The 24,566-nt window shown below is 64.5% G+C and carries 25 protein-coding genes; 6 read left to right on the forward strand and 19 right to left on the reverse strand.

Annotated features, from left to right (window positions below):
• Positions 1–13 precede the first annotated feature (13 nt).
• From ACREXZ_RS22155 to ACREXZ_RS22165, 3 genes are all read right to left on the reverse strand, one after another.
• On the reverse strand, positions 14–1,255 hold the full coding sequence (locus ACREXZ_RS22155; RefSeq protein WP_431766259.1) for an MFS transporter: 1,242 nt from the start codon (positions 1,253–1,255) through the stop codon (positions 14–16).
• A gap of 152 nt (positions 1,256–1,407) precedes the next feature.
• On the reverse strand, positions 1,408–1,959 hold the full coding sequence (locus ACREXZ_RS22160) for an SRPBCC family protein (protein ID WP_431766260.1): 552 nt from the start codon (positions 1,957–1,959) through the stop codon (positions 1,408–1,410).
• 13 nt (positions 1,960–1,972) lie between these two features.
• Positions 1,973–2,329, reverse strand: a complete 357-nt coding sequence (locus ACREXZ_RS22165) for an ArsR/SmtB family transcription factor (RefSeq protein WP_431766261.1) — start codon at positions 2,327–2,329, stop codon at positions 1,973–1,975.
• 201 nt (positions 2,330–2,530) lie between these two features.
• Here ACREXZ_RS22165 and ACREXZ_RS22170 point away from each other — a divergent pair, with 201 nt between their 5' ends.
• On the forward strand, positions 2,531–2,728 hold the full coding sequence (locus ACREXZ_RS22170; protein ID WP_133646445.1) for a DUF3562 domain-containing protein: 198 nt from the start codon (positions 2,531–2,533) through the stop codon (positions 2,726–2,728).
• 40 nt (positions 2,729–2,768) lie between these two features.
• Here ACREXZ_RS22170 and ACREXZ_RS22175 read toward each other — a convergent pair whose 3' ends face one another.
• On the reverse strand, positions 2,769–4,286 hold the full coding sequence (locus ACREXZ_RS22175; protein ID WP_431766262.1) for a PLP-dependent aminotransferase family protein: 1,518 nt from the start codon (positions 4,284–4,286) through the stop codon (positions 2,769–2,771).
• Between the two features lie 109 nt (positions 4,287–4,395).
• On the opposite strand from ACREXZ_RS22175, the gene ACREXZ_RS22180 reads away from it, so the two are divergent.
• The 5 genes from ACREXZ_RS22180 (at position 4,396) to ACREXZ_RS22200 (ending at position 9,464) form a co-directional block, all read left to right on the forward strand.
• Complete coding sequence (locus ACREXZ_RS22180; protein WP_431766263.1) at positions 4,396–4,683, forward strand: hypothetical protein; 288 nt, start codon at positions 4,396–4,398, stop codon at positions 4,681–4,683.
• Positions 4,684–4,708: 25 nt separating this feature from the next.
• Positions 4,709–5,173 (forward strand): N-acetyltransferase family protein, encoded by a 465-nt coding sequence (locus ACREXZ_RS22185; RefSeq protein ID WP_431766264.1) that lies wholly within the window; start codon positions 4,709–4,711, stop codon positions 5,171–5,173.
• Positions 5,174–5,320: 147 nt separating this feature from the next.
• Complete coding sequence (locus tag ACREXZ_RS22190) at positions 5,321–7,018, forward strand: acid phosphatase (RefSeq protein ID WP_431766265.1); 1,698 nt, start codon at positions 5,321–5,323, stop codon at positions 7,016–7,018.
• A 103-nt stretch (positions 7,019–7,121) separates the two neighbouring features.
• A complete protein-coding gene (locus tag ACREXZ_RS22195) occupies positions 7,122–7,481 on the forward strand; it encodes a DUF3564 domain-containing protein (RefSeq protein WP_431766266.1) in 360 nt (119 codons plus the stop codon).
• A 207-nt stretch (positions 7,482–7,688) separates the two neighbouring features.
• On the forward strand, positions 7,689–9,464 hold the full coding sequence (locus ACREXZ_RS22200; protein WP_431766267.1) for a hypothetical protein: 1,776 nt from the start codon (positions 7,689–7,691) through the stop codon (positions 9,462–9,464).
• A 364-nt stretch (positions 9,465–9,828) separates the two neighbouring features.
• On the opposite strand, the gene ACREXZ_RS22205 is transcribed toward ACREXZ_RS22200, so the two are convergent.
• From ACREXZ_RS22205 to ACREXZ_RS22275, 15 genes are all read right to left on the reverse strand, one after another.
• Positions 9,829–11,568, reverse strand: coding sequence for a thiamine pyrophosphate-binding protein (locus ACREXZ_RS22205; RefSeq protein WP_431766268.1), 1,740 nt, complete (start codon positions 11,566–11,568; stop codon positions 9,829–9,831).
• A 33-nt stretch (positions 11,569–11,601) separates the two neighbouring features.
• Complete coding sequence (locus ACREXZ_RS22210) at positions 11,602–12,615, reverse strand: Bug family tripartite tricarboxylate transporter substrate binding protein (protein WP_431766269.1); 1,014 nt, start codon at positions 12,613–12,615, stop codon at positions 11,602–11,604.
• Positions 12,616–12,646: 31 nt separating this feature from the next.
• On the reverse strand, positions 12,647–13,540 hold the full coding sequence (locus tag ACREXZ_RS22215) for a phosphate ABC transporter substrate-binding protein (RefSeq protein WP_431766270.1): 894 nt from the start codon (positions 13,538–13,540) through the stop codon (positions 12,647–12,649).
• Between the two features lie 12 nt (positions 13,541–13,552).
• Positions 13,553–14,404 (reverse strand): amidohydrolase family protein, encoded by an 852-nt coding sequence (locus tag ACREXZ_RS22220; RefSeq protein ID WP_431766271.1) that lies wholly within the window; start codon positions 14,402–14,404, stop codon positions 13,553–13,555.
• 138 nt (positions 14,405–14,542) lie between these two features.
• Positions 14,543–14,698: a hypothetical protein gene (locus tag ACREXZ_RS22225; RefSeq protein WP_431766272.1), complete on the reverse strand. Its 156-nt coding sequence runs from the start codon at positions 14,696–14,698 to the stop codon at positions 14,543–14,545.
• 233 nt (positions 14,699–14,931) lie between these two features.
• Positions 14,932–15,912, reverse strand: a complete 981-nt coding sequence (locus ACREXZ_RS22230) for a LysR substrate-binding domain-containing protein (protein ID WP_431766273.1) — start codon at positions 15,910–15,912, stop codon at positions 14,932–14,934.
• Between the two features lie 48 nt (positions 15,913–15,960).
• On the reverse strand, positions 15,961–17,580 hold the full coding sequence (locus ACREXZ_RS22235) for a tripartite tricarboxylate transporter permease (protein WP_431766274.1): 1,620 nt from the start codon (positions 17,578–17,580) through the stop codon (positions 15,961–15,963).
• Positions 17,581–17,583: 3 nt separating this feature from the next.
• Positions 17,584–18,027, reverse strand: a complete 444-nt coding sequence (locus tag ACREXZ_RS22240; RefSeq protein WP_431766275.1) for a tripartite tricarboxylate transporter TctB family protein — start codon at positions 18,025–18,027, stop codon at positions 17,584–17,586.
• Between the two features lie 131 nt (positions 18,028–18,158).
• Positions 18,159–19,145, reverse strand: coding sequence for an aldo/keto reductase (locus ACREXZ_RS22245; protein WP_431766276.1), 987 nt, complete (start codon positions 19,143–19,145; stop codon positions 18,159–18,161).
• Positions 19,146–19,189: 44 nt separating this feature from the next.
• Positions 19,190–20,191: a porin gene (locus ACREXZ_RS22250; RefSeq protein ID WP_431766277.1), complete on the reverse strand. Its 1,002-nt coding sequence runs from the start codon at positions 20,189–20,191 to the stop codon at positions 19,190–19,192.
• Between the two features lie 267 nt (positions 20,192–20,458).
• Complete coding sequence (locus ACREXZ_RS22255; protein WP_431766278.1) at positions 20,459–21,478, reverse strand: amidohydrolase family protein; 1,020 nt, start codon at positions 21,476–21,478, stop codon at positions 20,459–20,461.
• A gap of 55 nt (positions 21,479–21,533) precedes the next feature.
• Entirely contained in the window at positions 21,534–22,520 is a 987-nt protein-coding gene (locus ACREXZ_RS22260) for an ABC transporter substrate-binding protein (RefSeq protein ID WP_431766279.1), read from the reverse strand.
• Between the two features lie 68 nt (positions 22,521–22,588).
• Positions 22,589–23,302 carry a 4-carboxy-4-hydroxy-2-oxoadipate aldolase/oxaloacetate decarboxylase gene (locus tag ACREXZ_RS22265; protein WP_431766280.1) on the reverse strand — a complete coding sequence of 238 codons (714 nt, stop codon included), beginning with the start codon at positions 23,300–23,302 and terminating at the stop codon, positions 22,589–22,591.
• A gap of 37 nt (positions 23,303–23,339) precedes the next feature.
• The gene (locus ACREXZ_RS22270) at positions 23,340–24,320 is read right to left on the reverse strand and encodes a Bug family tripartite tricarboxylate transporter substrate binding protein (RefSeq protein ID WP_431766281.1); all 981 of its coding nucleotides are present in this window, start codon (positions 24,318–24,320) and stop codon (positions 23,340–23,342) included.
• A 31-nt stretch (positions 24,321–24,351) separates the two neighbouring features.
• The coding region (locus tag ACREXZ_RS22275; protein WP_431766282.1) for a hypothetical protein at positions 24,352–24,566 on the reverse strand (215 nt) is incomplete at its 5' end.

Raw genomic sequence — 24,566 nt, forward strand, 5'->3', positions numbered from 1 at the left:
AAGTGCGCTGCTGCTACGCGGCGGCACGCGGCATTGCGCGCAGCGTGACGGCCCAGAACGTCAGACCCGTCAACGTGATTGCCGCGCCGAGCATGCACACGCCGGTCCAGCCTGCCCACGCGTACATGTGTGTCGACGCGAGCGCGCCCGCGCCGGTTCCCGCCGCATAGAACAGCATGTAGCAGCCGACGAGCCGGCTGTGCGCGTCGGGCTGTGCACGAAAGATCATGCTCTGGTTCGTCACGTGGATTGCTTGCCCACCAAGGTCGAGCAGCAGCACGCCGACCACGAGCAACGCGAGGCTCGACGACAGGTACGCCGCCGGCAACCACGACAGCAGCAACACGAGCCACGCAATGCCGGTCGTCCACTGTCCGCGCCCACGATCGGCCCAGTGGCCCGCACGCGCCGCAGCGAGCGCACCAGCGGCACCCGCTAAACCGAACGCACCGATCGCCGTGTGCGGCAACGCGAACGGCGGCGCGCTCAGCGGCAATGCCATCGCGCTCCAGAACACGCTGAACGCCGCGAACATCAGCATGCCGATCGTGCCGCGAATCTGCAGCGTGCGTTCGTGCGCGAGCAGCGACAGCATCGATCCGAGCAGCCGCAGATAACCGATTCGCACAACCGGTGCGGATTGCGCGGGCAATGTGCGCCACAGTACCGGCAACATCAGCAATGCGAGCGCGGCCGACGTCAGATAGACGGCACGCCAGCCCGCGAGGTCGGCGACGAAGCCGGCCATCGTGCGCGCGAGCAGCAGCCCGACCACCACGCCGCCCTGCGCGGCGCCGACGACACGACCGCGTTCGCCCGGTGCCGCGACGGTCGCCGCATACGCGATCAAGCCCTGCGTCATCGCCGTGCCGAGCATACCCGTCGCGAGCATGCCGGCGAGCAGCATCGGTGCGCTCGTCGCACACGCGACCGCGATCAGCGCGAGCACCAGCAACCCCAGTTGCGCCGCCATCAACCTATGACGATTCGTGCGGTCGCCGAGCGGCACGAGAAGCACCAGCGCCAGCGCGCAACCGGCCTGCGTCGCGGTGATCACCATGCCGATCGATGCGCGGCTCACGTCGAAATCGCGTGCGAGCAGATCGAGCAGCGGCTGCGCGTAATAGACGTTCGCCACGCTCAGTCCGCATGCGACGGCAAACAGCAGCACGAGCGAGCGGCTCATCGGCAGCGCGTTGGACGCTGCGCCACCAGCGGTGTGCCCCTGCGATGTATCGGCAGTTCCACCATGCATGCCCGTTTCCTTCGAATCCCGATGTTTCATTGAGTTGCCAATCGCAACTACATCGAAGTGTAAGGCAGCATAGTTTCTAAATACAACTACATGGAAGAAAGACCCCCTGGATGGCGGGGTGAAATGGAAAAGCCCGGGGGCAGTTGCGTACGTCAGTCCTTCGGGTAACGCACGTCGTACTGCGCTTCGACGCCTTCGAACAACGTCCAGAATGAAACCGGCACGCGACCGTTCAGGCGTTCGACCAGCACGGCAAGATGGGTATGCCATCCGCCCGATACTTGCACCTGTCCGCCGCGGCCCGACAGTTTGCTGTGCGTGAGCACGAAGCGCACTTTGTCGCCGTGTTCGGTCAGTTCGATCAGCACGTCGGACTGTCCACCGTCCACGCCGTCGCCCCATGTGAAGCCGAGCACGTGCGGCGGCTCGTTGCGCGTGAGCCGATGCGTCGACGTGACGCCGTTCTCGTATTTCACGAAGCGCGCGGGCGTCGGCGTGATCTCCGGCGACAGGCTGGCGTGATGAAAGCGCATCTGGAATTCGCCGCCGACGTGCGTCGGCATGACGCCGCTCGCGAGCCACTGGCCGCGCTTGTCCGAATCGACGAGATAGCTCCACACTCGCTCGATCGGCCCCGGCAGCAGACGCTCGAAACGCACGGTCTGAGTGCCGCTCGCTACACCGAAATCGCTGTCGTCCATCATTGAGATGCCCTCGTCAGGTAGATGAAGGCATGCCGTCAGACTCGGCATTGCCCTGCTGCAAGAGCTCTTCAAGCGTATCGAGCCGGACGGCCCAGAAGCGCTCGTAAAAGCTCAGCCATTCGTTGGCCGCGGCGAGCGGTCCCGCCTCGATCCGGCACAGATGCGTGCGACCTTCGATGCGGCGCCGGATCAGCCCGGCCTGTTCGAGCACCTTCACGTGCTTCGATGCCGCCGCGAACGAAATCGCGAAAGGCGCAGCCAGCTCGCCGATGTTGCGCTCGCCACCGGCAAGGTTCGCCAGCATCGCGCGACGCGTCGGATCGGACAGCGCGTGAAAGACACCGTCGAGAGAAAGATCGGGATTCGACATGTCCACGAGTATAGGTATATCCGCCGCCATATTCAACCAAAAGGTTGAATATGGCGTACACCCATCCAGCAAGGCGCCTCGGGCGAGATCGTGAAAAACGGCATGCGCGCAGGCCGACTCCGATAGGCCAATTTAATTGGCATAGCGACGACCCGCATCCTCTAATGGAAACCCTGCCCGTTCACCCCCTCGGAGAATCCCATGACGCGTCAGCCTCAGCCCAACGTCGACGAAGTCGTACAGGCCATCGCAGCGGAAACGAATACGCCCGCAGAGACCGTCTCGAAGATCTACGCCGACACGCTGGCAGACTACAAGGCCGACGCCCGGATCATGGATTACATGCCGCTCCTCGTCGCGAAGAAGGTTCGCGAAACGCTGCGCCAATCGCGACACTGATCGCCGCTTTCCCCCGCTTCCTCTTTTTACCGTTCGCCCGTTACGCGGGATCGACGCTGAGCACACGCGAAGCGTCGTCTTGCCGTGCGCGCTCGCGCGGCAACATCCCGCGGATCACACGCGCGAATCGCGCGATCAATGCATCGGCTTTTTCCGCCGGCACGCCCGCATAGCCGAGCATGAAGCCGTTGTAGCGCGACGCGCCCGTACCCGGCATGCAGTACGCGCTCAGCGGTGCGGCGAACAGCCCGTGACCGCGCAATGCCTGGCTCACGTCGCGGTCCTTTAGCGGTGCATCGAGACGCACCGTGAGATGCATTCCACCACCGTCCACGGACAGTGTGACCAGGTCGCTCATCTGCCTGTCGATCGCACGGACCAGCGCGACACGGCGCTGCTGATAGAGCCGCCGCATCCGCCGCAGATGGCGCGCGTACTTGCCGCTGTCGATGAAATCGGCGAGCGCGACCTGCTCTGCGACACGCCCTTGCCGCGCGATCTCGCTCAACGCTTCGTCGATCTGCCGAACAAGATGCGCGGGCACGATCATGAAGCCCATCCGCAGCGCGGGGAACATCGTCTTGCTATACGTGCCGAGATAGACGACCGGCGCATCCGCCGTCAGTCCCTGAATGGCCGGCAGCGGCGGACCGCTGTGACGCAGTTCGCTGTCGTAATCGTCTTCGATGATCCATGCGCCGGCGGCGATCGCGTTCTCCATTAACGCGCGCCGCCGCTCGAGGCTCAGCACGCAGCCGAGCGGATATTGATGCGACGGCGTCGTGTAGACGATCCGCGGCGGCGCGTCGCGCCAGTCGCGCGGTGTCGGCGCGATGCCGGAACCGTCCACCGGGATCGGCACGAGCCGTAAGCCCGCCGTGTGGAACGCGGCCTTCGCGCCGTGATAGCCGGGGTTCTCCACCCACGCGATATCGCCTGGATCGGCGAGCAGGCGCGCGCACAGATCGAGGCCGGTCTGCGTGCCCGGCGTGATGAACACCTGGTCCGCGGTACAGCGCACGCCGCGCGACACGCGCACGTATTCCGCCACCGCGCGCCGCAGCGCCGGGTGGCCCGCGCTGTCGCCGTAACCGAGTTCGTACGCATCGATCGTGCGCCACGCGCGCTCGACCGACGCGCGCCACTGCGCGACCGGAAATTCGTCGAGCGCCGGCACGCCCGGACGGAACGGCGTCGGGTCGTCGGGCCGGCCGCGCTCGCGCGGCAGACTGCTCACGCGCTTCGACAGACCGCTTGCCGGCGCCCCGCCGCCGCGTGGATCGATCGCCGCCGGAAACGCGACACGGTTCACCACCGAGCCGTGCCGGCTGGTCGTGATGAATCCCTCTTCGGTGAGGCGCTCGTAGGCATACAGCGCCGAATTACGCGCGATGTCGAGCTGCTCGGCCAGCGCGCGCGTCGGCACGAGCTGCGTGCCGTGCCGCAGATCGCCGTCGATGATCGCCTGACGCAGGCTCTCGTACAGCAGGTTCTGCTGGGTCAGCTTGCGGCCGGCCGCCCGCTTCGCGAAGTTCGACATCAGCAGCGCGTAGTCCACGTTCGTGGCTCCATTTTTTGCGTTTGAGGTGGAGCTAACAATGGTGCCACAAATTTTCTATGCTGAGCCCATCGAAACCGTCGACCCGTACCCGTAAAGGATCGTTCCCGTGACCCGCAATACCGCATCCGTCGACCAGGTGCTTTCAGACCCGCCCCATCGTGCACATCGTGTGGTGGTCTGCATCGCCTGCGTGTACATCGTGCTTGCGGTGCTCGTGGCGTTTGCGTACTGGACACTGCGGCCCACCGAACAGGCGCGCGCCACACTGGATGCATGCGTCGCGGCGGAACTGCGCGAAGCATCCGCGATGCGTGCCGGCGCCGACCCACCCGCACCAGACGACCGCAACGCGCAATGGGCCGCCGCGGTTTATGCATGCGCGACGCAGCCGTGACTACGTTTTTCCAGGGAGCCTACCCATGACCGACACCACCCTTCAGATTCGCCCCGTCACACCCGACGATTTCGCCGCGTGGCTACCGCTCTGGGACGGCTACAACGCGTTCTACGGCCGCGCCGGCGAAACCGCGTTGCCGCGCGAAATGACCGAACTCACGTGGAGCCGTTTCTTCGACGGCTACGAACCGATGCATGCGCTCGTCGCCGAACGCGACGGTCAACTGGTCGGCCTCGTGCACTACATCTTTCATCGCAGCACGACGCTGGCCGGGCCGACCTGCTATCTGCAGGATCTGTTCACGCTCGCGTCGGAGCGCGGCAAGGGGATTGGCCGTGCGCTGATCGAAAGCGTGTGCGTTCGTGCGAAGGCCAGCGGATCGGCACGCGTGTACTGGCTCACGCACGAAACCAACGCGACCGCGATGCGGCTCTATGACGGCGTCGCCGAGCGCTCGGGTTTCGTCGTCTATCGCAAGGCGCTGTAAGAGCGGGGCAGGATAAGAGTTCCACTCAGGCGCGGGTTGCCGTTCGCACCCACGGCGTGTCAGGATGCACGGTGGTCGAAGGCCGACGCCGCTTCAGGCTGCCGGTCGCCCGCGCCCTTCCTTCCCGTGGATTCTGGAGCCCTGCCGATGAACGAGAACGATCCGAACCTCCCCGCTATCGCCGCCGACGCCACCGACGCCCCCGACGATCCCGAGCGCCGCCGCGTACTGACCGGCATCGCTGCAGTCGGCGTAGGCCTCGTGCTCGCGGGTTGCGAGACCTCGCAGACCGGCTCGGCGGACAACGGCGCGCAGCGCAGCGCGGCCGATCTCCGGCTGGATGCCGCGCTACACGACCAGGTGCGCAACATCGTCGTGATCTATGCGGAGAATCGCAGCTTCGCGAATCTGTACGGCAATTTTCCAGGCGTCCAGCATCCGCTCGATGCGGTGCCCGCGTCGCGCTACGTTCAGCTCGACCGCGACGGCAAGACGCCGCTGCCGAATCTGCCGAAAATCTGGGGCGGCCTCGTGCCGCAGGCGCAGGAGGTGGACGGCAAGCGCTACATGATCGGCGAGAGCGCCATCGACGGCCTGCGCAACGGCCCGTTCCATCTGACCGACGCACAGGGCGCGCCGCTGCCGAACAGCATCATCACGCGCGACCTGGTGCACCGCTTCTATCAGAACCAGATGCAGATCAACGCGGGACGCAACGACCAGTTCGCCGCGTGGGCCGACTCCGGCGGCCTCGTAATGGGACATTACCGCAATTCCGCGCAGACGCTGCGGCTGTGGAATCTCGCGCAGCAATACACGCTGTGCGACAACTTCTTCATGGCGGCATTCGGCGGTTCGTGGCTCAACCACATCTTCCTGATCTCCGCGCAGGCGCCGTTCTATCCGAACGTGCACGCCAGCCCGGCGAAGCGTCTCGTGTCGGTGGTCGAAGGCGACGACCCGACCGGCACGCGGCTGAAGCTCGCCGCGAACTCGCCGGCTTCGGCGATCGACGGTCCGCCGAAATACGTCAACGATGGAATTTTCACCGCCGATGGCTTCGCGGTGAACACGATTGCCTCACCGTATCAGCCGAGTTTTGTACGACCCGCGCCCGGCGGCGATCCGCTGCTCGCCAATCCCTCGGACCCGAAGGTGTTACCCCCACAAACCTACGCGACGATCGGCGACCGGCTTTCGGCGAAGGGAGTCGACTGGGCATGGTACGGCGGTGCATGGCAGTACGCGCTCGATCATCTCGACACCGGCGCGATGCCGGATTTTCAGTATCACCATCAGCCGTTCAACTACTTCGCGAGCTTCGCGCCGGGGACCGACGCACGCCGGCGGCATCTGCGCGACGCGGGCGTCGGCGACGATCCGTCGACCAACCGCCTGCTCGCCGACGTCGATGCGGGTCGCCTGCCCCCGGTCACGTTCTACAAGCCACAGGGCAACCTGAACATGCACGCGGGTTACGCGGACGTCGAATCCGGCGACCGTCACATCGCGACCGTGATCGACCATCTGCAGCGCAGTCCGCAGTGGGCGCATACGGTAGTGATCGTCACGGTCGACGAGAATGGCGGCTGGTGGGATCCGGTCGCGCCACCGCGAGGCGATCGCTGGGGTCCGGGTTCGCGGATTCCGGCACTCGTCGTGTCGCCGCTCGCGAAGAAGGGCTACATCGATCACACCGTCTACGACACGAACTCGATCCTGCGATTGATCAGCCGCGTGCACGGTCTCGCCCCGCTCGACGGCGTGCGGGTACGCGATCGCGCGTTCGCGCAGAACGGGCTCGCGCCGCTCGGCGATATGACTGCGTCGCTCGATCTTGCGTGATGTGGCGCAAGGTGGAACGCACCGGTATTCGACAGGAAGCGAACTTGAATAATTCACATCCCGTTCTACACTTTTAGATCCATGCCTCACGTGTGGAACGACGATGCGCCTCACCATCCTGATCAACGGTTCCGATCCCACCGTGAACCACGATTACGCCGTGCTCTGGCTCGACACCGACGAACACCGGTGGTCCCGCGAAGCGCACGAAGGGATCGATCTTCCGCCCGGCGGCGATCTGCGCGACGTCGACGGCGTAACGATGCTGTGCGCACCGAGCGCCGATGCGCCGCTCTGCACGTTGCGCGGCCTGTCCGTGGACCGTCGACAGCGCGTCAGTTCGGCGGAGGGCGCGGCGGCCTGGGCTTCGTCGCCTGCGCGTCGGCCCGCTACGGGTTTCTGGCGTCTACAGGCGGTCGACCGACAGACCGTCCACGCGGAACACCGGCTGTTTGGAGGCTGACTGCGCCGGGCCGCTTTCACCACGTCTCACCGCTTTGCTTTCACACTCCTTCCAGACCCGCCGCTTGCCTTGACAGGCGGCGAGCATCCTCTCGATACTCCTGGCTGGTCCATTTCTGGGCCGGCCGCTCTTCAGGCCGGTCCATCATCTCGCCGCGTCCGCCGCGATCGTTCATGCTGCGGTCACGCCGATGCACAGGAAAAACGGATGCGGCTTCCTGCCAGACACCGGCCTGCCCAACGCAACAGGTTCCTGCGCCGCGCACTGGCGACACTGACACTCGCGTTCGCGCTGATTCCTTGCACCGCGCATGCGGCAGCAGCGGACGATCGTCCTGACCCCGACGCGTGCACGCTCGTTCAGAACGCCGATACCGACGTGGCAGCGCTGATCGCGTCGCCGAACTACGCGATGCGCGTCACGTCGAGCCACCCGGCGCCCGGCAAATCGAGCTGCGTCTGGCTCACCCATGAAAAAGGATTGACCGACGACGCGCCGCCGGACGGCACCCTGTCGCTCGATTTCTATCATTTCGCCGACGCGGCTCACGCGCGCCGGCAGACACGCGAACTCGGCGACGCCGTGCCGCCGTTCCTGACCCGCACCGACGACACCCGTGACCGTTTGATCCGGGTATCCCGCGACGAAATCGTCGCGCTGCACGGCGCCGATGCCGCCATCGTGCATGCGGAGACCGTCGACGCGCGCCAGGATCGTCCGGACTGGGCGTTGCGGTTCGAAACGCTGGCGTTCACCGCGGCGGGCACGCACGTGCTCGGCCCGACGAACGAAAAAGCCGCGGCCGACCTGTGCGCACAGATCGACCCGCAACACGTACTCGGACTGCTCACACTGACCCGTTCGACACTCGCGTCGCAGGCCGGTAGTGCGACGCGCTGCCGCTTCGACGTGAAGGATGCATCCGGCAAGCCGAACGGGTGGGTCGATAACCAGGGCGAGGCGACCTTCGAGCGGTCCGATCTCGGCAATCACGCGGCCGCGCTGAAACGTCAGCATGACAACACGCCGTTCTATCCCGCGAGTCACGTGGTGCGGACAGCCGACCCGACCGATCGCGTGCTGGTCGACTCGCAGCATCCGGAGTCGGTGTCGGCCGTACATGGTCCGTATCTTGTCGAGCTGAATGTCGGCAACGTGACCGCTGCTGCGCGAGCCGCGCCCGGCTGGGACTATCGCGTGCAGCGCGCGGCGCTCGAAGCTGCCGGCGCGACCGTCGTGCCGCAACCCGACCTGCCACCCGATCCGGTCGTGCCGGCTCCGGCCCCGGCTTCGAGCCCGGGCACGGCGCCCGCCGCGTCCGGCTGGCATCCGGCTCCGTACGTTCCGTCCGCCGCCAGCGCCGCGCTCGGGCCTGTCCTGCACGTGACATGGACGCTCGCACTCTGGCGCTTCTACGTGTTGCCCGCCGGCGTCGTACTGGTCATGTTCTGCGGCGGGCTGCTGAGGCGCCGGCTCGGCCACGCGATGTGGGTCATTCCGCTCTGCGGTGCGCTCGTCCTGGCGAACCTGCTCGTCGGTGTCGACGTCGGCGTGCGTCTGATTCATCGCTTCGGCGCGCAGGGTCAGGCGACGATCGTCGGCAGTTACGGCACGGGCACCGTGTACAACAGACATCGCGTGATCGGCTACAACGTGCTCGTGCGTACCGCCGACGGCAAGATCGTCGAGACCTCGTTCGAAGACGACGACTTCAACGTCTACCCGCCGCACACCGCGACGACCTATCCACAGCAAGGCGACGAATTCACGGTCCGCTACCTGGTCGGTTTCCCCAATGATTTCGTGATCGTCAGCAACGACGACAGCCCGTGGGCGAAGCGGCTGAGCTGCAGCAAGCTGGCCCGCACCGCCGTCGCCACCGCGCAGAAGCAGCAATTCGCACCGGACTCTGCGGCCTATCGCGACGCCGCCGTCGCGGCCGAACACGCGTTACGCGCGGCCAGCTGCGAGGATGTGCAGTAAAGGCGAACCGTGAGAGGCCGCATTTAAGCGACGCTTAAGGCTGGCTCCGTAGAGTGGAGACTCCACGTATTAGGGTCGCCGAGAGGCGGCCCGTTTTTTTTGCGTGCGCTCCCTTCACAACACGCGTCGCGATGACCGCGCTGGATGCGGCGGACATCCCCGTCGCCGGAAAGCGGAATGGCCCGGGCTAACCGGTTACCGCGGGCCGCGAGGCACCGCCATCGCACGGCGAAGCGATCGTCCGAATCTGCTGCGAGCAGGTTGGCCTCCTCGCACCACCGCTGGCGGACAACGATCTATGGCAATGGCCGAAGCGTGCCCGGAAACCCGACCCTCTGCGACGCACGGATTTCGCCAGGCCAGTTCACCCCCCGCGGCTGGCAGCGGCTTGAGCCCGCAACGCACTGAACCGCTGGTCTGGCGTCGCGATGTCTGCGTCGGTGATCAGCTCGAGCAGCGCGGGACGGTCAGCGGCGACCGCGCGCTCGAACGCTGCAGCGAACTGATCCGTCGTGTCGACCCGCTCCGCGTAGGCGCCGAACGATTCGGCGAACTTCACGAAGTCCGGATTCGTCAGCGCGGTGCCCGATTCGCGGCCTGGATAATGGCGCTCCTGATGCAGCCGGATCGTCCCATACATGCCGTTGTTCACGACAATCACGATCACCGCGGCACGGTAGCGCATCGCGGTCGCGAGTTCCTGGCCGTACATCAGGAAGCAGCCGTCGCCGGCCAGCGCGACCACCGGACGGTCCGGGTACGCGAGCTTCGCCGCGATCGCCGCGGGCAGGCCGTAACCCATCGCGCCGCTGGTCGGCGCAAGCTGCGTCGCGAAGCCGCGATAGCGGTAGAACCGATGCAGCCACACCGTGTAGTTGCCCGCGCCGTTGCTGACGATCGCTTCGTCGGGCAGGTGCTCGCTCAACATCTCGATAACTCTTGCGAGATCCACCGCACCGACGGCGGCCGGATCGCGCGGCGTCGCGTGCTGCAGATACCCGGCGCGAGCGGTCGCCAGCCACGCGGCCCGTGCCGGCGCGGACGGCAGACGCAATGTGGCAAGCGCCGCCGCGAACTCGACCATGCCCGCATTGATCGCCAGATCGGCGTGGTAGACGCGGCCGAGTTCCTCCGCACCGGTATGGACGTGCACGAGGCTCTGGCGCGGCTTCGGCGCATCGACGAGCCGGTAGCCGCCCGTCGTCGCCTCGCCGAGGCGCGTCCCGATCGCCACGACCAGATCGGCATCGCGCACGCGTTGCGCGAGACGCGGATTGATTCCCAGCCCGATATCGCCGACGTAGTTGTCGTACCGATGGTCATACAGCGACTGGAAGCGGAACGCCGCGGCGACCGGCAGCGCATGCGCGCGCGAGAACGCCGTGAGATCGTCGCGCGCCGCCTCGGTCCACGTACTGCCGCCGACGATCAGAAGCGGTCGCTCCGCTTGCGCGAGCATCTGCTGCAACCGCTGCATGTCGCTGGAGCGCGGTGCGGCATGCACGCCGTCGCGCCATGGCAGATCAGCCACCTCCGCGCACTCGACGAGCATGTCTTCCGGCAACGCGAGCACGACCGGTCCAGGGCGCCCCGACATCGCCGTGCTGAACGCGCGTGCGACGTATTCGGGAATGCGCGCGGCGCTCTCGATCTCGGCGACCCATTTGCAGAGTGGACCGAACATGCGCCGGTAATCGATCTCCTGGAACGCTTCGCGTTCGGCGTGGCCACGCGCGACCTGTCCGACGAACAGGATCATCGGCGTGGAATCCTGGAACGCGGTGTGCACGCCGACGCTCGCGTGCGTCGCACCCGGACCACGCGTGACGAAGCAGATACCGGGCCGGCCCGTCAGCTTGCCGTGCGCGTCGGCCATGTTGGCCGCGGCGCCCTCGTGACGGCACACGATGTTGCGTACGTCAGGCGTGTCGTGCAATGCGTCCAGCACCGCGAGGAAACTTTCTCCCGGTACGCAGTAGACGGTATCGATACGCTGCGCGACCAGCGCGTCGACGAGAATGCGGGCGCCCGTGCGCGGATGCGACGAACCGCAGACGGGCGCCTTCGCTACTGCCGCTGAGGATTGCGCCTCTTGAATCGCCATGACTCTCATTCTCCTCATAGGGCGCCGAGCCTGTCAGCGCCGCGGTATGCCCGCCTGCTCGATCACCCGTTGCCACTTCGCCGTATCGGCATCGACAAGGCGGCTCATCTGTGCCGGCGTGCTCGCGCGCGCGTCGGCGCCCAGCATCTGCATCTTGCGTTTCACGTCGGGATCGGCGAGCGCCGTCGCCGTCTGAGCAGCGAGCCGGTTCACGATCGCGGCGTCGGTCTTCGCCGGCACGCTGAGCCCGCTCCACGAGGTCGCATCAAACCCGGCGAGACCGCTCTCGGCGAGCGTCGGTACCTGCGGCAGTCCGGCGAAGCGCGATGCCGACGTCACGGCGAGCGCGCGCACCGCGCCCGACGAAATCTGGCCGAGCACCGACGGAATCACCTCGAGCACCACTTGCACCGAATTGCCGCGCAGCGCGGCCATCACCTCGCCGGACGATTCGAACGGCACGACCTGCAGATCGACCCCCGCTTTCGACCGGAACAGTTCGGCAACGAGATTCTGCGTGCTGCCGGTGGACACGGTGCCGATGTTCAGCTTGCCCGGGTGCGCTTTCGCATCGGCGATCAGGTCGGCGACATTGCGGTAAGGCGCATGGCCGTCGACCACCAGCGCCAGACTGAAGAACGCGACCGTCGATACCTGCGTGAAATCGCTCATCCGGTAAGGCAGGCTGCGAAACAGCACCGACGAGATTGCCGCGCCGTTGCCGCCGAGAAAGATCGTGTAGCCGTCCGGGCGCGCGTGCGCGACCATCGTCGCGGAATTGGCGAAGCCGGCGCCGGGGCGATTGAGCACGATCACCGGTTGCCCGACCAGTTGCGTGAGCTTCTGTGCGAACACGCGCGTGGTCAGGTCGCCGGCACCGCCTGGCGCATACGGCACGACGATGTTCACGGCGCGCGATGGGTAGTCGTCGCCACTCGCCGCGTGTGCACCGCGCACGCCGACCGTGAGCACAAACGCGATGCAGCACGCCGCGACTGTCGCGACGCGTAGCCACGTTGGGCGCCGGCGACGAGCGTCGCACGTCATGATCGATAACGCAGCGACGCTCCTCATCGACTCACGCGCCCAGCACGCGCGTCACGTCGTCGAACAGCTCGTCGACGGACAGGCGGCGGTCGATCAGGTTTTGCCGTACGCAGTAGTCGATCGCCACTTCGATGTTGCGCCGGTTCGCCTCGAGGCCGAACGCCGGTTCGGCCTTGCCGCCGCTAGATGCGGCCACCCGCCGGCTTTCCTCGAGCAGACGGAACACTTCGCGCACGGCTTCCGGATGCGTGTCGAGCAGCGACTGTTTCGCCACGACCATGTGATTGATCTGGATCGCCTGGTTGCGGCTGTGCCAGGCCTGGGCTTCGGCGGCGGGATCGGCGAACAGCGTCTTGATACGCGGATCGCTCTTCGCGCCGTCGCCGACGATCGCCGCATCGATCTCGCCGTCGAGCAACATCTGCATCAGCTCCTTGCCGGCCGGCGCGCGATGCACGTTCGGTGGATCGACGAACTCGGCGACGTGCGGCTCTTCGAATGTGGTCCATTCGACGCTCGCCAGATCGAGCCCGTAGTCGGACTGCAGGATGCCGCGCACCCACGTCGCGGTCGTGACCGAGTACGAGCGAAGGCCGATGCGTCTGCCGTTCAGCTCGTAGGGCGACAGCGTGCCGCGCTCCGCGTTGTAGAGGATGTACGGATGCTGGAAGCGGCCGATCATTACCGCCGGCAGCAGCACCAGCGGCTTGCCGCGCGCCTTCGCCATGAGGAACGTGATGATTGCCAGCTCGGCGACGTCGAACTCGAAATCGCGCACGACGCGTTTGAAGGCATTGTTCGGGCGCGGCACATCGGCGAATTCCAGCTCGACGAGATCCGAACGCACGGTGCCGTCCTTCAGCGCCTGGGTGCTCGGGTAATTGCCGAGCAGCATATGCAGGGGAATGCGTTGCGAAGCGTTCACTGACGAACTCCTTTATGCGAGGGCCGGATAGAGTTGCGATGCGGTGCGGTTGAAGATCCACTCCTTGTCTTCGTCGGGCAGCCACTCGATCGCCTGCATGTTGTCCGAGAGAATTGCCTTCAACGAACCGGGCGACGCTGGAAAATTCGAACCCCACGCAATGCGCTTCGCGCCGAACGCCTGCACGACGCGCGGGAAGAACGATTCCGGCGTCGCGTCGCCGGCGCGCGCCTGGCGGATGATCACGCTGCTCAGCTTCAGGTAAATGTTGTCGTGCTTCGCAAGCGCGAAGAGCGGTTCCGCGCCGGCATACGGCGACCCTTCCTCGAGGTTGGGACTCAGCAGATGATCGATGACGATACGCACGGTCGGAAAACGTTCGATCAGTACGTTCAGTTGCGGAATACCCTGGATGCGTGCCTGCACGCATACCGGCAGGTTCAGCTCGGCCGCGCATTCCCAGCCGGCGAACGAGCGCGGGTCGGAGAGCCAGTCGCCCTGCCCCTGCATCGTGCTGCCGGCGGTGAAGAGACGCAGCCCCGTCATCCCGCGGCCGACCCAGTGGCGGATTTTCTCGGCGGCATCCGGTGCAAGCATGTCGACCGAGCACACGCCGGTGAAGCGATCGGGATGCGCGGCCACGGCGTCCGCGCAGTACGAATTGTCGAAGCCGTAGCAGGTCGACGAATGCACGATCGCAGCCTTCGCGACGCCGGCTTCGTCCATCGCGGCCAGCAGTTGCTCATACGACGTCGGGCGTTCCTGCGACCAGACCGACTGCTTGCCGCCGAGCGGATCGCGTGGATATTTTTTCTCGTCCGTCGAAATCACGTGCGGATGGATGTCGAGGATTCTTGTCGGCATGAAGCGTTCTCCTGATGAAAGTAAGGGACGACCGCACGCGCCGACCCGCTCGGGTCGGGCGCAATCGCCCGGCACGCTGCGAACCGGTGGTAGGGCTATCGAAAGAAGGAGGCGCGCCGCGTTGCCGCGACGGCTGGGCTAGCGTCGCGGCTCGTGCAGGTCGCCGACGCTATAGAGATCGATCAGCACCGTCAGATGCCCGGGAATCTGGCGCATGAATGTCGCGCCGGCTCGAGTGGCCGTACGGCGGGTGGCCGCCGTCCAGCGCAGGAAATTCGTTATCCGGATACGCATGTTGTCTCCTTTGTCGGTCGCTGTTAGCGCTTACTCTGGTCCCACGCAAAGTGCCTTACTGCGGCCTCGACTGCTTATTGACGCGTCAAGTACATCATCGTGCCGGGCGCAATTGCCGTCTATTGAAATAAAGCACGCTCGCGTTAACCGATGGGTTAACGCGAGCGTGGCGATGGATGGGTGATTACGCGTGGCAAACAACGACCAAGCGAAGAACAAGAAACCGTCATGTATCAGGCGGTTTTCACACTCACGAGCGTGGCATCAGCCTGATGGCCCGCCACGATAGCGGGACACACCGTCTCGAGACAGCGCAATAGCAATGCCGCACTCGGTGCAAGCGGTTTGTCTGCCCGCCACACCACGCCGAGCGGCCGCGTGACGAGGCTCAGATCGAGCGGCAGCACGTGGATCGGACTCACGTCCGCATACGGGTACAGCATGTCCACGGTGTGCAGCGCGATCGCATCGTTGATCTGGATATACGCGCGGATCAGATGCGTGGACAGCGTCTCGATGTAGTTGGACGGCATCGGCAAACCATGGCGCGCGAGCGTATTCTCGATCGGCTCGCGCAGCAGCGAACCGGGCGGTGGCAGGATCCACGGAAAGCCGCTCAGGTCGGACCATTGCAGTTTCTTTCTGCCCGCGAGCGGATGCTGCGGCCCGGTGACGAGCTTGATCGGCGTGTCGAGCAACACCTGCTCCTGCAAGCCGATCGTGTCCGACCGGTTAGGCAGGCGCCCGACGATCATGTCGAGATCGCCGCGTCGCAATTCCTGCAGCAGCGCGCTCATCCTGCCCTCGAGGATCGCCACGTTCGTATGCGGCGAATCCTGCTTGAGCAGTGCGAGTGCCCTCGGCATGATCGTCGAGATGAGCGTCGGCAGCGCGCCGACGTTGACCTTACCGGCACTGCCGTTTTGCAGCGCCTTGATCTCTTCGGCCGTCTGGTTCAGGTTGCTCAGCACAGTCCGCGCATGGCGCACCACGCATTCGCCGTAGGCGGTGGGTCTCAGCCCGTTGACCGTGCGCTCGAACAGCTTGACGCCCAGTGCACTTTCGATTTCGCCGAGCGCCTTCGAGACCGCGGGCACGGTGATGTACGAATTGGACGCGACCTGCCGCAGATTGCGAAAGTCGTTGACCGCGACCAGCAGTCGAAGGTGACGAGCCTTCAGGTTGACGGTCAAATACCAGTCGAGTTGGCTCATCGTGTCTCCGGGTTTTATGCGCGTCTGAACGGCTCGTGTTGCGGTGTGCTATTTGTCGCGTCCCGCGGGAGCGGCGATCACGGGATCGGGATAGCGCGCCCGCTCGACGGACTGCGATTCTTCGATCGTCGGTGGCCGCGGCAACCCGTCGGTGCTGCGCTTACCGCCGTTTCTGCCGCCGAACCGACCGCGCAGTGCGAACCAGCCCTGCAGCAGCAACAACAGCAGACTGACGGTGAGAAACGCCGCACTGATCGGCCGGTCGATGAAAATGTCGAGGCTGCCGTGCGACAACAACAGCGCACGCCGGAAATTCTGTTCGACCATCGGCCCGAGCACATAGCCGAGCATGATCGGTGCGATCGGAAATTTCAGCGCGACGAACACCGCGCCCATCAAACCGAACACCAGCACTTCGCCCACTTCGAACAGACTGTTGTTCGTACTGTAGACGCCGACCGCGATAAAGAACAACGCAGCCGGGTACAGAAAACGGTAAGGCACCTGCAGCACCCGCACCCACACCTGGATCAGCGGCACGTTAAGCAGCACGAGCAGCACGTTGCCGATCCAGAAGCTCGCAATCAAACCCCAGAAGATGTCCGGATGATCGCCGAGCAACTGCGGGCCCGGCTGGATGCCATGGATCAGCAGCGCACCAAGCAGCAACGCCATCACCGGATCGCCGGGGATGCCGAGGCTCATCGTCGGGATGAAGTCGATCTGCGTCTTCGCGTGCGACGACGCTTCGGGACTCGCCACGCCTTCGAGCGCGCCGTGACCGAAGCGCTCCGGATGCTTCGAAATCTTCTTTTCGAGCGCGTACGCGATGAACGTGGTGATCGTGGGCCCGGTTCCCGGCATCGCGCCGAACAGCGTTCCCACCGACGTCCCGCGCACGATCGGCCAGAACGCCTGCCGTAATTCCGCGACGCTCGGCCGCATGTCGCGCAGCCGCAGCTTCGCGCCGCTGCCGACCACCTGCATCCGGTTCACGTTGCGCAGAAACTCCGCGACACCGAACAGGCCGAGCGCGAGCGCGACCAGCTGGATGCCGTCGGCAAGCTCGGTGAACCCATACGTGAAACGCACGGTGCCCGACGTCGAGTCAGCGCCGACCACGCCGATCAGCAGACCGATCACCGTCATCGAGACACCCTTCACGCGCGAACCGCTCGACATCGTGCCGCCGGCCAGTAGCCCGAGCAGCATGATCGAAAAGAGTTCGGCCGGCCCGAACTTGAATGCGACATTGACGAGCAGCGGCGACGCGAACACCATCACGACGATGCCGAACGACGCCGCCGCGAACGACGCCACCATCGTGATACCAAGCGCCGTGCCGCCCTTGCCTTTGCGCGTGAGCGGATAGCCGTCGAGGCAGGTCACCGCATGCGGTGGATGGCACGGCAGATTCAGCAGGATCGCGCCGATCGCGCCGCCGTACTGCGAGCCGTAGAAGATGCCCGCGAGCATCAGGATCGCCGGCACCGCATGCATCGAGTACGTGAGCGGCAGCAGGATGGAGATCGCGGACAGCGGCCCCATGCCGGGCAGCACGCCGATCAGATTGCCCACCAGTACGCCGACGAACGACCAGACGAAGTTATGCGGCTCGAACGCGACGCCGAAACCCTGCCACAACGCGGCAAGAGACTGTCCGATCATGCGTTACCCCCAGGTGAACAATGGAAACTGCAACTGCAACGCCCACCAGAACACGACGACGCAGACGGCCGACATCGCGAGGGCCAGCAGTAGTGCGCTCAGGATCGAGTTGTCACGGTCGCCGAGCGCCGAGATGAACACGACGGCAAAGGTCGCGGGCAGCAGGCCGCCATATTTGCCGAGCGCGACGAACGCGACGATGCTGCCGAGGATGCACAGCCAGCCGCGCCATTCGATCGGCGCGGGCTCATCGGTCACCGCGTCGCGCGGCGTGCGGTGCGCCGAGCCGGCGATGCAGATGCCGAGCAACACCAGGATCGCGCCGAGCGCGACGGGAAAGAAACCCGACCCCATCGCCGTCAGCGAACCGATGCGGTAACTTGCGCCCTGCACGATCGCGCCCAGACCGATCAGCATCATCAACGCACCACCGTAGTAGTCGCGCATCGGCGCGTCCAACCACCTTTGTCTACTGCCAGCGCTCATCACTGGTGTCTCCTCTGGGTGTCTCTCGCGATACTGGCACTGCGGAAATATCGAAACAAGTTGGGACAGGTACCGATCCGGCTTCGGCGCCATCAACCGAAACCCGCTACCGCATGCGGAACATACGGTGCCTGCAGCGCCGTGATCTCTTCGTGCGAGAGTTCGATTTCGAGTGCGGCGAGCGCATCGTGCAAATGCTGAAGTTTCGACGCGCCGACGATCGGCGTCGTCACGCCTGCCTTGTGCAGCAGCCACGCGAGCGCGATCTGCGCATAGGGCAGCCCGCGTGCGTCGGCAACCTCGCCGAGCGCCTCGACCACCTTGCGGTCCTGCTCCCCGGTCGCCGAGTAGATCTTTCGGGAGAATGCATCGGTCTGAGCGCGGATCGTTGCCGGCGTGTCTTGCCATGGCCGCGTCAATCTGCCGCGCGCGAGCGGGCTCCACGGCATCACCGCGATGCCCTGATCGCCGCACAGGCCGAGCATCTCGCGCTCTTCCTCGCGGTACAGCAGATTCAGATGGTTCTGCATCGATACGAAGCGCGTCCATCCATGCAACCGCGCGACGTAAAGCGCCTTGCAGAACTGCCACGCATGCATCGACGATGCACCGATGTAGCGCACCTTGCCTGCTTTCACGACGTCGTGCAGCGCTTCGAGGGTCTCCTCGATCGGCGTCGTACTGTCCCATCGATGCATCTGATACAGGTCGATGTAGTCGGTCCCGAGCCGCCGCAGGCTCGCGTCGACTTCGGTCATGATCGCCTTGCGCGACAGGCCCCGGCCATTCGGGTCGGCACGCATCGGCCAGTACACCTTGGTCGCGATCACCACTTCGTCGCGCTTCGCGTACTCCCTTACCATCTTGCCGAGAATCAGCTCGCTTGTCCCTGCCGAATAGCTGTTGGCGGTATCGAAAAAATTGATGCCTGCTTCGATCGCCCCCTGAAAGACCGGCCGCGCGTGCGCTTCATCGAGCGTCCACTCGTGCGTGCCCGCCTGAGGATCGCCAAACGTCATGCAGCCGAGGCACAGACGGGACACCTGCAAACCCGTATTGCCGAAATTCACATACTTCATTCGCGCACACTCCTGATCGTGATCGCCACTGCTACATCGCTGCGTCAGAACCCGTGATTGATACCCACCGACACTGCGATCTGGTGCGGCTGGCCAGTCGCATTCAGCGTCTTGCTGGTCACATAGCTCCCGCCGAACTTCGTGTAGTCCACTTCGGCATAGAGACGCGTCGCCTTCGACAGCGAATACACAAGACTCCCGAGCTCCTGACTGCGCTTGCCACTCGAATTCGGCAGGTCGGTGATGTACACGCCCACGCCGACGCGCAGGTAAGGATTGATGTCGTACGTGGCACCGCCCCAATAGTTGAGCGTGCGCACGTCGGCGGCCGGCGGCCCCGCGTCCTGGTTCTCGTTCATGTAACCGCCGGCGAAACGCAGCGCACCGAAGGTGAGTGCCGCGCCCATTACGTAGTAGTTGTCCGGCTGATAGGTCGTGGTCGTGCCGGCCTGCACGGTTCGATGGATGTATGCACCGCCGACGTTCAGCCAGCCCCACTTGTATTGCGCACCGACTCCGCGCGCGGAACCCGAGTTGAAATCGCCGGCGACGCCACCGAACGAATTCTCCGCACGGACCCGCAGCGGTCCGAACTCGCCGGTGTACTTCGCGTCGTTGCTGAAACGCGTGCCGTCGGTCGCGGGCGTCAGCGGGATGATGCCGGGGTATTCGAAGTTGAACGGGTCGTAGTCGAATACTACGTCGTGCGCGATCGTGTACTGACGGCCGAAGTCGAGCGAGCCGAACCAGCCGCCGACACCGACGAACGCGCCCCGGTTGAAGAGCATGCCGCTCGTGTTGTCGAGCGCGCCGTTGCCGAGGTTGAAGCCGCTTTCGAGCTGGAAGTGCGCGTTATAGCCGCCGCCCAGATCTTCCTTGCCGACGAAATCGAGCCGGTTCGACGTGAACAGGCCGTTCGAATTCATCGAATACTGGCTGCCTGCGCCGGTGTTAGTAAAACGGATGCCGCCGTCGACCACGCCGGCAAGCGTGACCATCGACTGCGCGTGCGCTACGCCCGACAGCAGGCCTATCGCCGATATCATCGCGAATCTCCTGATCATCTGTCATCCCTATAGTCTGGAAAACCCTCTCCCGGCTCGCGCCTTGTCGGCGGCGAGCCACGCGATACGACCTTCGTTCCGGTTGCTTTCCGGCTTTCTTCCGGTCAACCTGATCTTTCGCGTTTTCGCAGACTTATATTGGATTCCTTATTATCTCTCCGAAGCTTGTTTTTCATCGTCGTCTCCATGATCCTGGCCTGAATCGGCCTGTTTCGTTTTTTTTCGTTGTTGTATCGGCGTGTTTGCCGCTTACCGCTTCGTCGAGCGGTTCATCCTGCTGTAAACCTTGTGCGCGTTGCCGCTGAAAATCTTCTCCTTGTCCTGCGCGCTCAGCCACGCCGCCTGATCGACATAGCGGCGCGTATCGTCGAAGTAGTGCCCTGTCTCGGGGTCGATGCCGCGGACCGCACCCACCATTTCCGACGCGAACAGGATGTTGTCGGCCGGAATCACTTTCGTCAGCAGATCGATGCCGGCCTGGTGATACACGCACGTGTCGAAGTAAACGTTGTTCAGCAGCAGTTCGGCGAGCGGCGGCAACCCCATGTCCTGCGCGATGCCGCGATAGCGTCCCCAGTGGTACGGCACCGCGCCGCCACCGTGCGGAATAACGAAGCGCAGCGTCGGAAAATCCTTGAACAGCTTCGACGTCAGAAACTGCATGAATGCCGTCGTGTCGCCGTTGATGTAGTGCGCGCCAGTCGCATGGAAGTTCGGGTTGCAGGAGCCACTGACGTGAACCATCGCGGGCACGTCGAGCTCGACCATCTTTTCGTACAGCGGATACCACCACTTGTCGGTGAGCGGCGGGTCCGACCAGTGGCCACCCGAAGGATCCGGATTCAGATTGCAGCCAACAAAGCCGAATTCCTCGACACATCGCTCGAGTTCGGCGATGCAGTGCCCGGGCGACACGCCCGGACTCTGCGGCAACTGGCAGACGCCGATGAAGTTGTCGGGATACAGCTCGCAGACACGCTGGATCAGTTCGTTGCAGTGCTCCGACCAGTGGCGGCTGGTGGTTTCGTTGCCTATGTGATGCCCCATTCCGACCGCGCGCGGCGAGAAGATCGTGCGATCGGTGCCGCGCTCGCGCTGGATTTTTAGCTGCGCGGTTTCGAGGCTTTCGCGAATCTCGTCGTCGCTGATGTTCAGTTCGCCTTTCTGCGGCTCGTGGTCCTGCCCGCATAGGCAGCCGACCTGATGCTTGCGGAAATCGTCCAGCTGACGCGGTGCGGTGGTGTAATGCCCATGGCAGTCGATGATCATTCCAGCTCTTCCTCTCGTTAGGGACGCTTCGCGCGAAGCATCACACGCCATTGACTCAGGCCGCCTGCGGATCGACGAACAGATCCTCGATCGCGTAGTGCTTCGGCAGCAGCCCCTGCTGATACGAGTACTGGATCAGCGCTTCGATCGCCGGCCGGTTCGGTCCGATCCCCAGCGGCAGCGGATCGCCGACGATCCCGGCCATCTTCTGGTAGTGGCGATCGACATCGGTCTCGATCTCGCCACGCTGCAACTGCTGCAGGTACAGTTCCTTCGATTCGACGAACGCGTCGAACAGCGACTTCGCGAGCCACGGATGCGCCGCGAGCAGTTCATCCTTGACGACGATCAGGCCATGCACCGGATAGATACCGGTACGTCGAAACCAGTCCTTTTCGGCCGCGAGCGGATCCGCGAACATTTCGGCGTAGACGGGCGCCTGCTGCGCTTTCGATGCGTCCCACCCTTCCTTCGGCGCACCCGAGCGGCCGAGGCCTGCCGGACCGGTGAACGCGGCCTGCAGACTGCCTTCCGCCATCATGCTGACAAGCGACTGGCCCTGCGGCGCATGCACGACGTTCGGCGGCAAACGCAGCGACGTGACATGCTCTTCATCGTCGACCACCCAGGTCACTTTCGAAATATCGACACCGCAATCGTTCTGCAGGATTCCGCGCGTCCAGATACCCGTCGACACCGAATACGCACGCACGCCCGCCGTCTTGCCTTCCAGATCTTTCGGCTGCCGGATGCCGGCATCGTCGCGATAGACGAAACCGCCATGATGGAAGCGGCGAAACACGAACACCGGCAAGGCCTTGAACGGCGCACCGGCAGCCCGCGCGATCATGTACGTGGCCGGCGCCATCTCGCACACGTCGAACTCGACGTCACGCACCATCCGGCGAAACGCCGCGATGATCGGATTGATCTCGACGAAGTCGGGGGCGACACCTTCGATGCGTGCGCGGCCGTCTTTCACGGCGGCGGTGTGTCCGTAGGTGGCAATCGCGATCTTGAGCGGCAGTCTGTCGTTTGGCATGTGTCGTCTTCCGTTGTGGATGGGGCGCGGTCCGTTTGTGATCGCGCGATGGGGGTCGCGGACCCGCGTCAGCGGCCCGCGTCGAGTTTCGCGGCCTGTTCGAGCGTGTCGACGTAGATCAGGCCGAGTTTTTCCAGTTGCGGCCGCATCGCGTTGATGTCGAGCGACAGCTCGCCCGCCTTCAGGCGTTCGCGCGAACGGCCCTCCTTTGCGAGGCGCTGTGCGGACGCCTGCGCTACCGCGTCGGCATCCGCGCGCGGCACGATCACGACGCCGTCGTCGTCGGCTACCACCACGTCGCCGGCGTGCACCGCCACGCCCGCGCAGACCACCGGCAGGTTCACGTTGCCCAGCACTGCTTTTACGGTGCCTTTTGCCGAGATCGCACGCGACCAGACGGGAAAACCCATCTCCTTGAGCGGTGCCACATCGCGGCAACCGGCATCGATCACGAGTCCGGCAGCGCCGCGGCTTTGCATCGACGTACCGAGCAGTTCGCCGAACATGCCGTCAGTGTTGTCCGCGGTCACCGCCACCACCAGGATGTCACCGGGTTTGCATTGCTCGATGCCGACGTGAATCATCCAGTTATCGCCAGGGTGGGCGAGCACTGTCACCGCGCTGCCGGCCGCTGCCGCGCCGGGCCAGATCGGCCGCATATACGGCTTCATCAAACCGATACGGCCCATCGCCTCGTGCACGGTCGCCGTGCCGGCCGCACGCAGCGCATCGATGGTCTTCTCGCTGGCGCGATAAATATTTCGGATAACTACATGTCTCATGAAATCGGCTCCTGTCGGTCGATCGAAACTCGACGCACTATTGACGCGGAATACCTGCCTTGTCGATGACGACCTTCCACTTGTCCTGGTCGGCCTTCACCCGCGCCGTCATTTCGGCGGGCGTGCTCGAGCGCGCGTCGGCGCCGAGATCGAGCAGCTTCTTCCTGACGTCGGGCGATGCGCCGACCGCGGCCGCGTCCTTCGCGAGCGCGTCGACAATCGCGTCCGGTGTGCCGCCCGGCAGACTCAGCCCGTTCCACGACGTGGCTTCATAGCCCTTCAATCCGCTCTCGGCGAGCGTCGGTACGTTCGGTAGCCCGGAGAATCGCTTGTCACCGGTGACAGCTAGCGGAGTCAGCGCCTTCGACGTGATCTGGCCGATCACCGAGGGCATGATTTCGAACGCGGCCTGCACTTCGTTGCCGCGCAGCGCGGTGACCACCTGACTCGTAGAGTCGTAAGGCACCACCTGCGCATCGATGCCGGCCATCGACTTGAACAGGTCGGCGGCGAGATTCTGCGTGCTGCCGGTCGCGATCGTGCCGATATTCATCTTGCCCGGATGGGCCTTGGCATAAGCGATCAAATCGGCTACCGATTTGAACGGCGAATTGCCGTTCACGAGGAGCACGAGGTCGAAGAACGAAATGGTCGACACGTGCTTGAAGTCGCTCATCTTGTACGGCAGGCTTTTGAAAAGCTGCGTCGCCACCGCGGTGCCGTTACCGAGCAGAAACGCGGTATAGCCGTCGGGCTTGCCGTGCGCGACCATCGTCGCCGAATTGACGAAGCCCGCGCCGGGTCGATTCAGGATCACAACCGACGCCTTCGTCAGTTCGGTCATTTTTTGCGCGAAGATGCGCGCGGTCAGATCGCCCGCGCCGCCCGGGCCGTAGGGCACCACGATGGTCAGCGTGCGGCTCGGATATTCATCGGCGAAAGCATTCGGGCTCAGGCATGAGATCAGGCAAAGCGCGGCCACAAACAGCCGCAGATAGCGAGCTATCTCGCGAAGCATGTCGTTTGTCTCCTTATATCTTGCTTTTGATTCAGAATTCAGTGGGCAGCAAGCCATTAATGGTTTGCCACCAAGCCGGTTGGCAGCCGTGGCGCAGCTTGTGTCTCCTGCGAGTTTCGAGCTCCGTCGACAGCTCAGGGCGCGTCACGGCCGCCTCGTTTTGCGTCATCCCGAATGGTTGATTGATCTCATTTCGCATCTGTAAGGCTGGGAGCCGGAGAACATCATGAGCCAACCGGTTTTTGT

It is taken from the genome of Paraburkholderia sp. (assembly GCF_050742655.1).
In the GTDB taxonomy this organism is placed as follows: Bacteria; Pseudomonadota; Gammaproteobacteria; order Burkholderiales; family Burkholderiaceae; genus Paraburkholderia.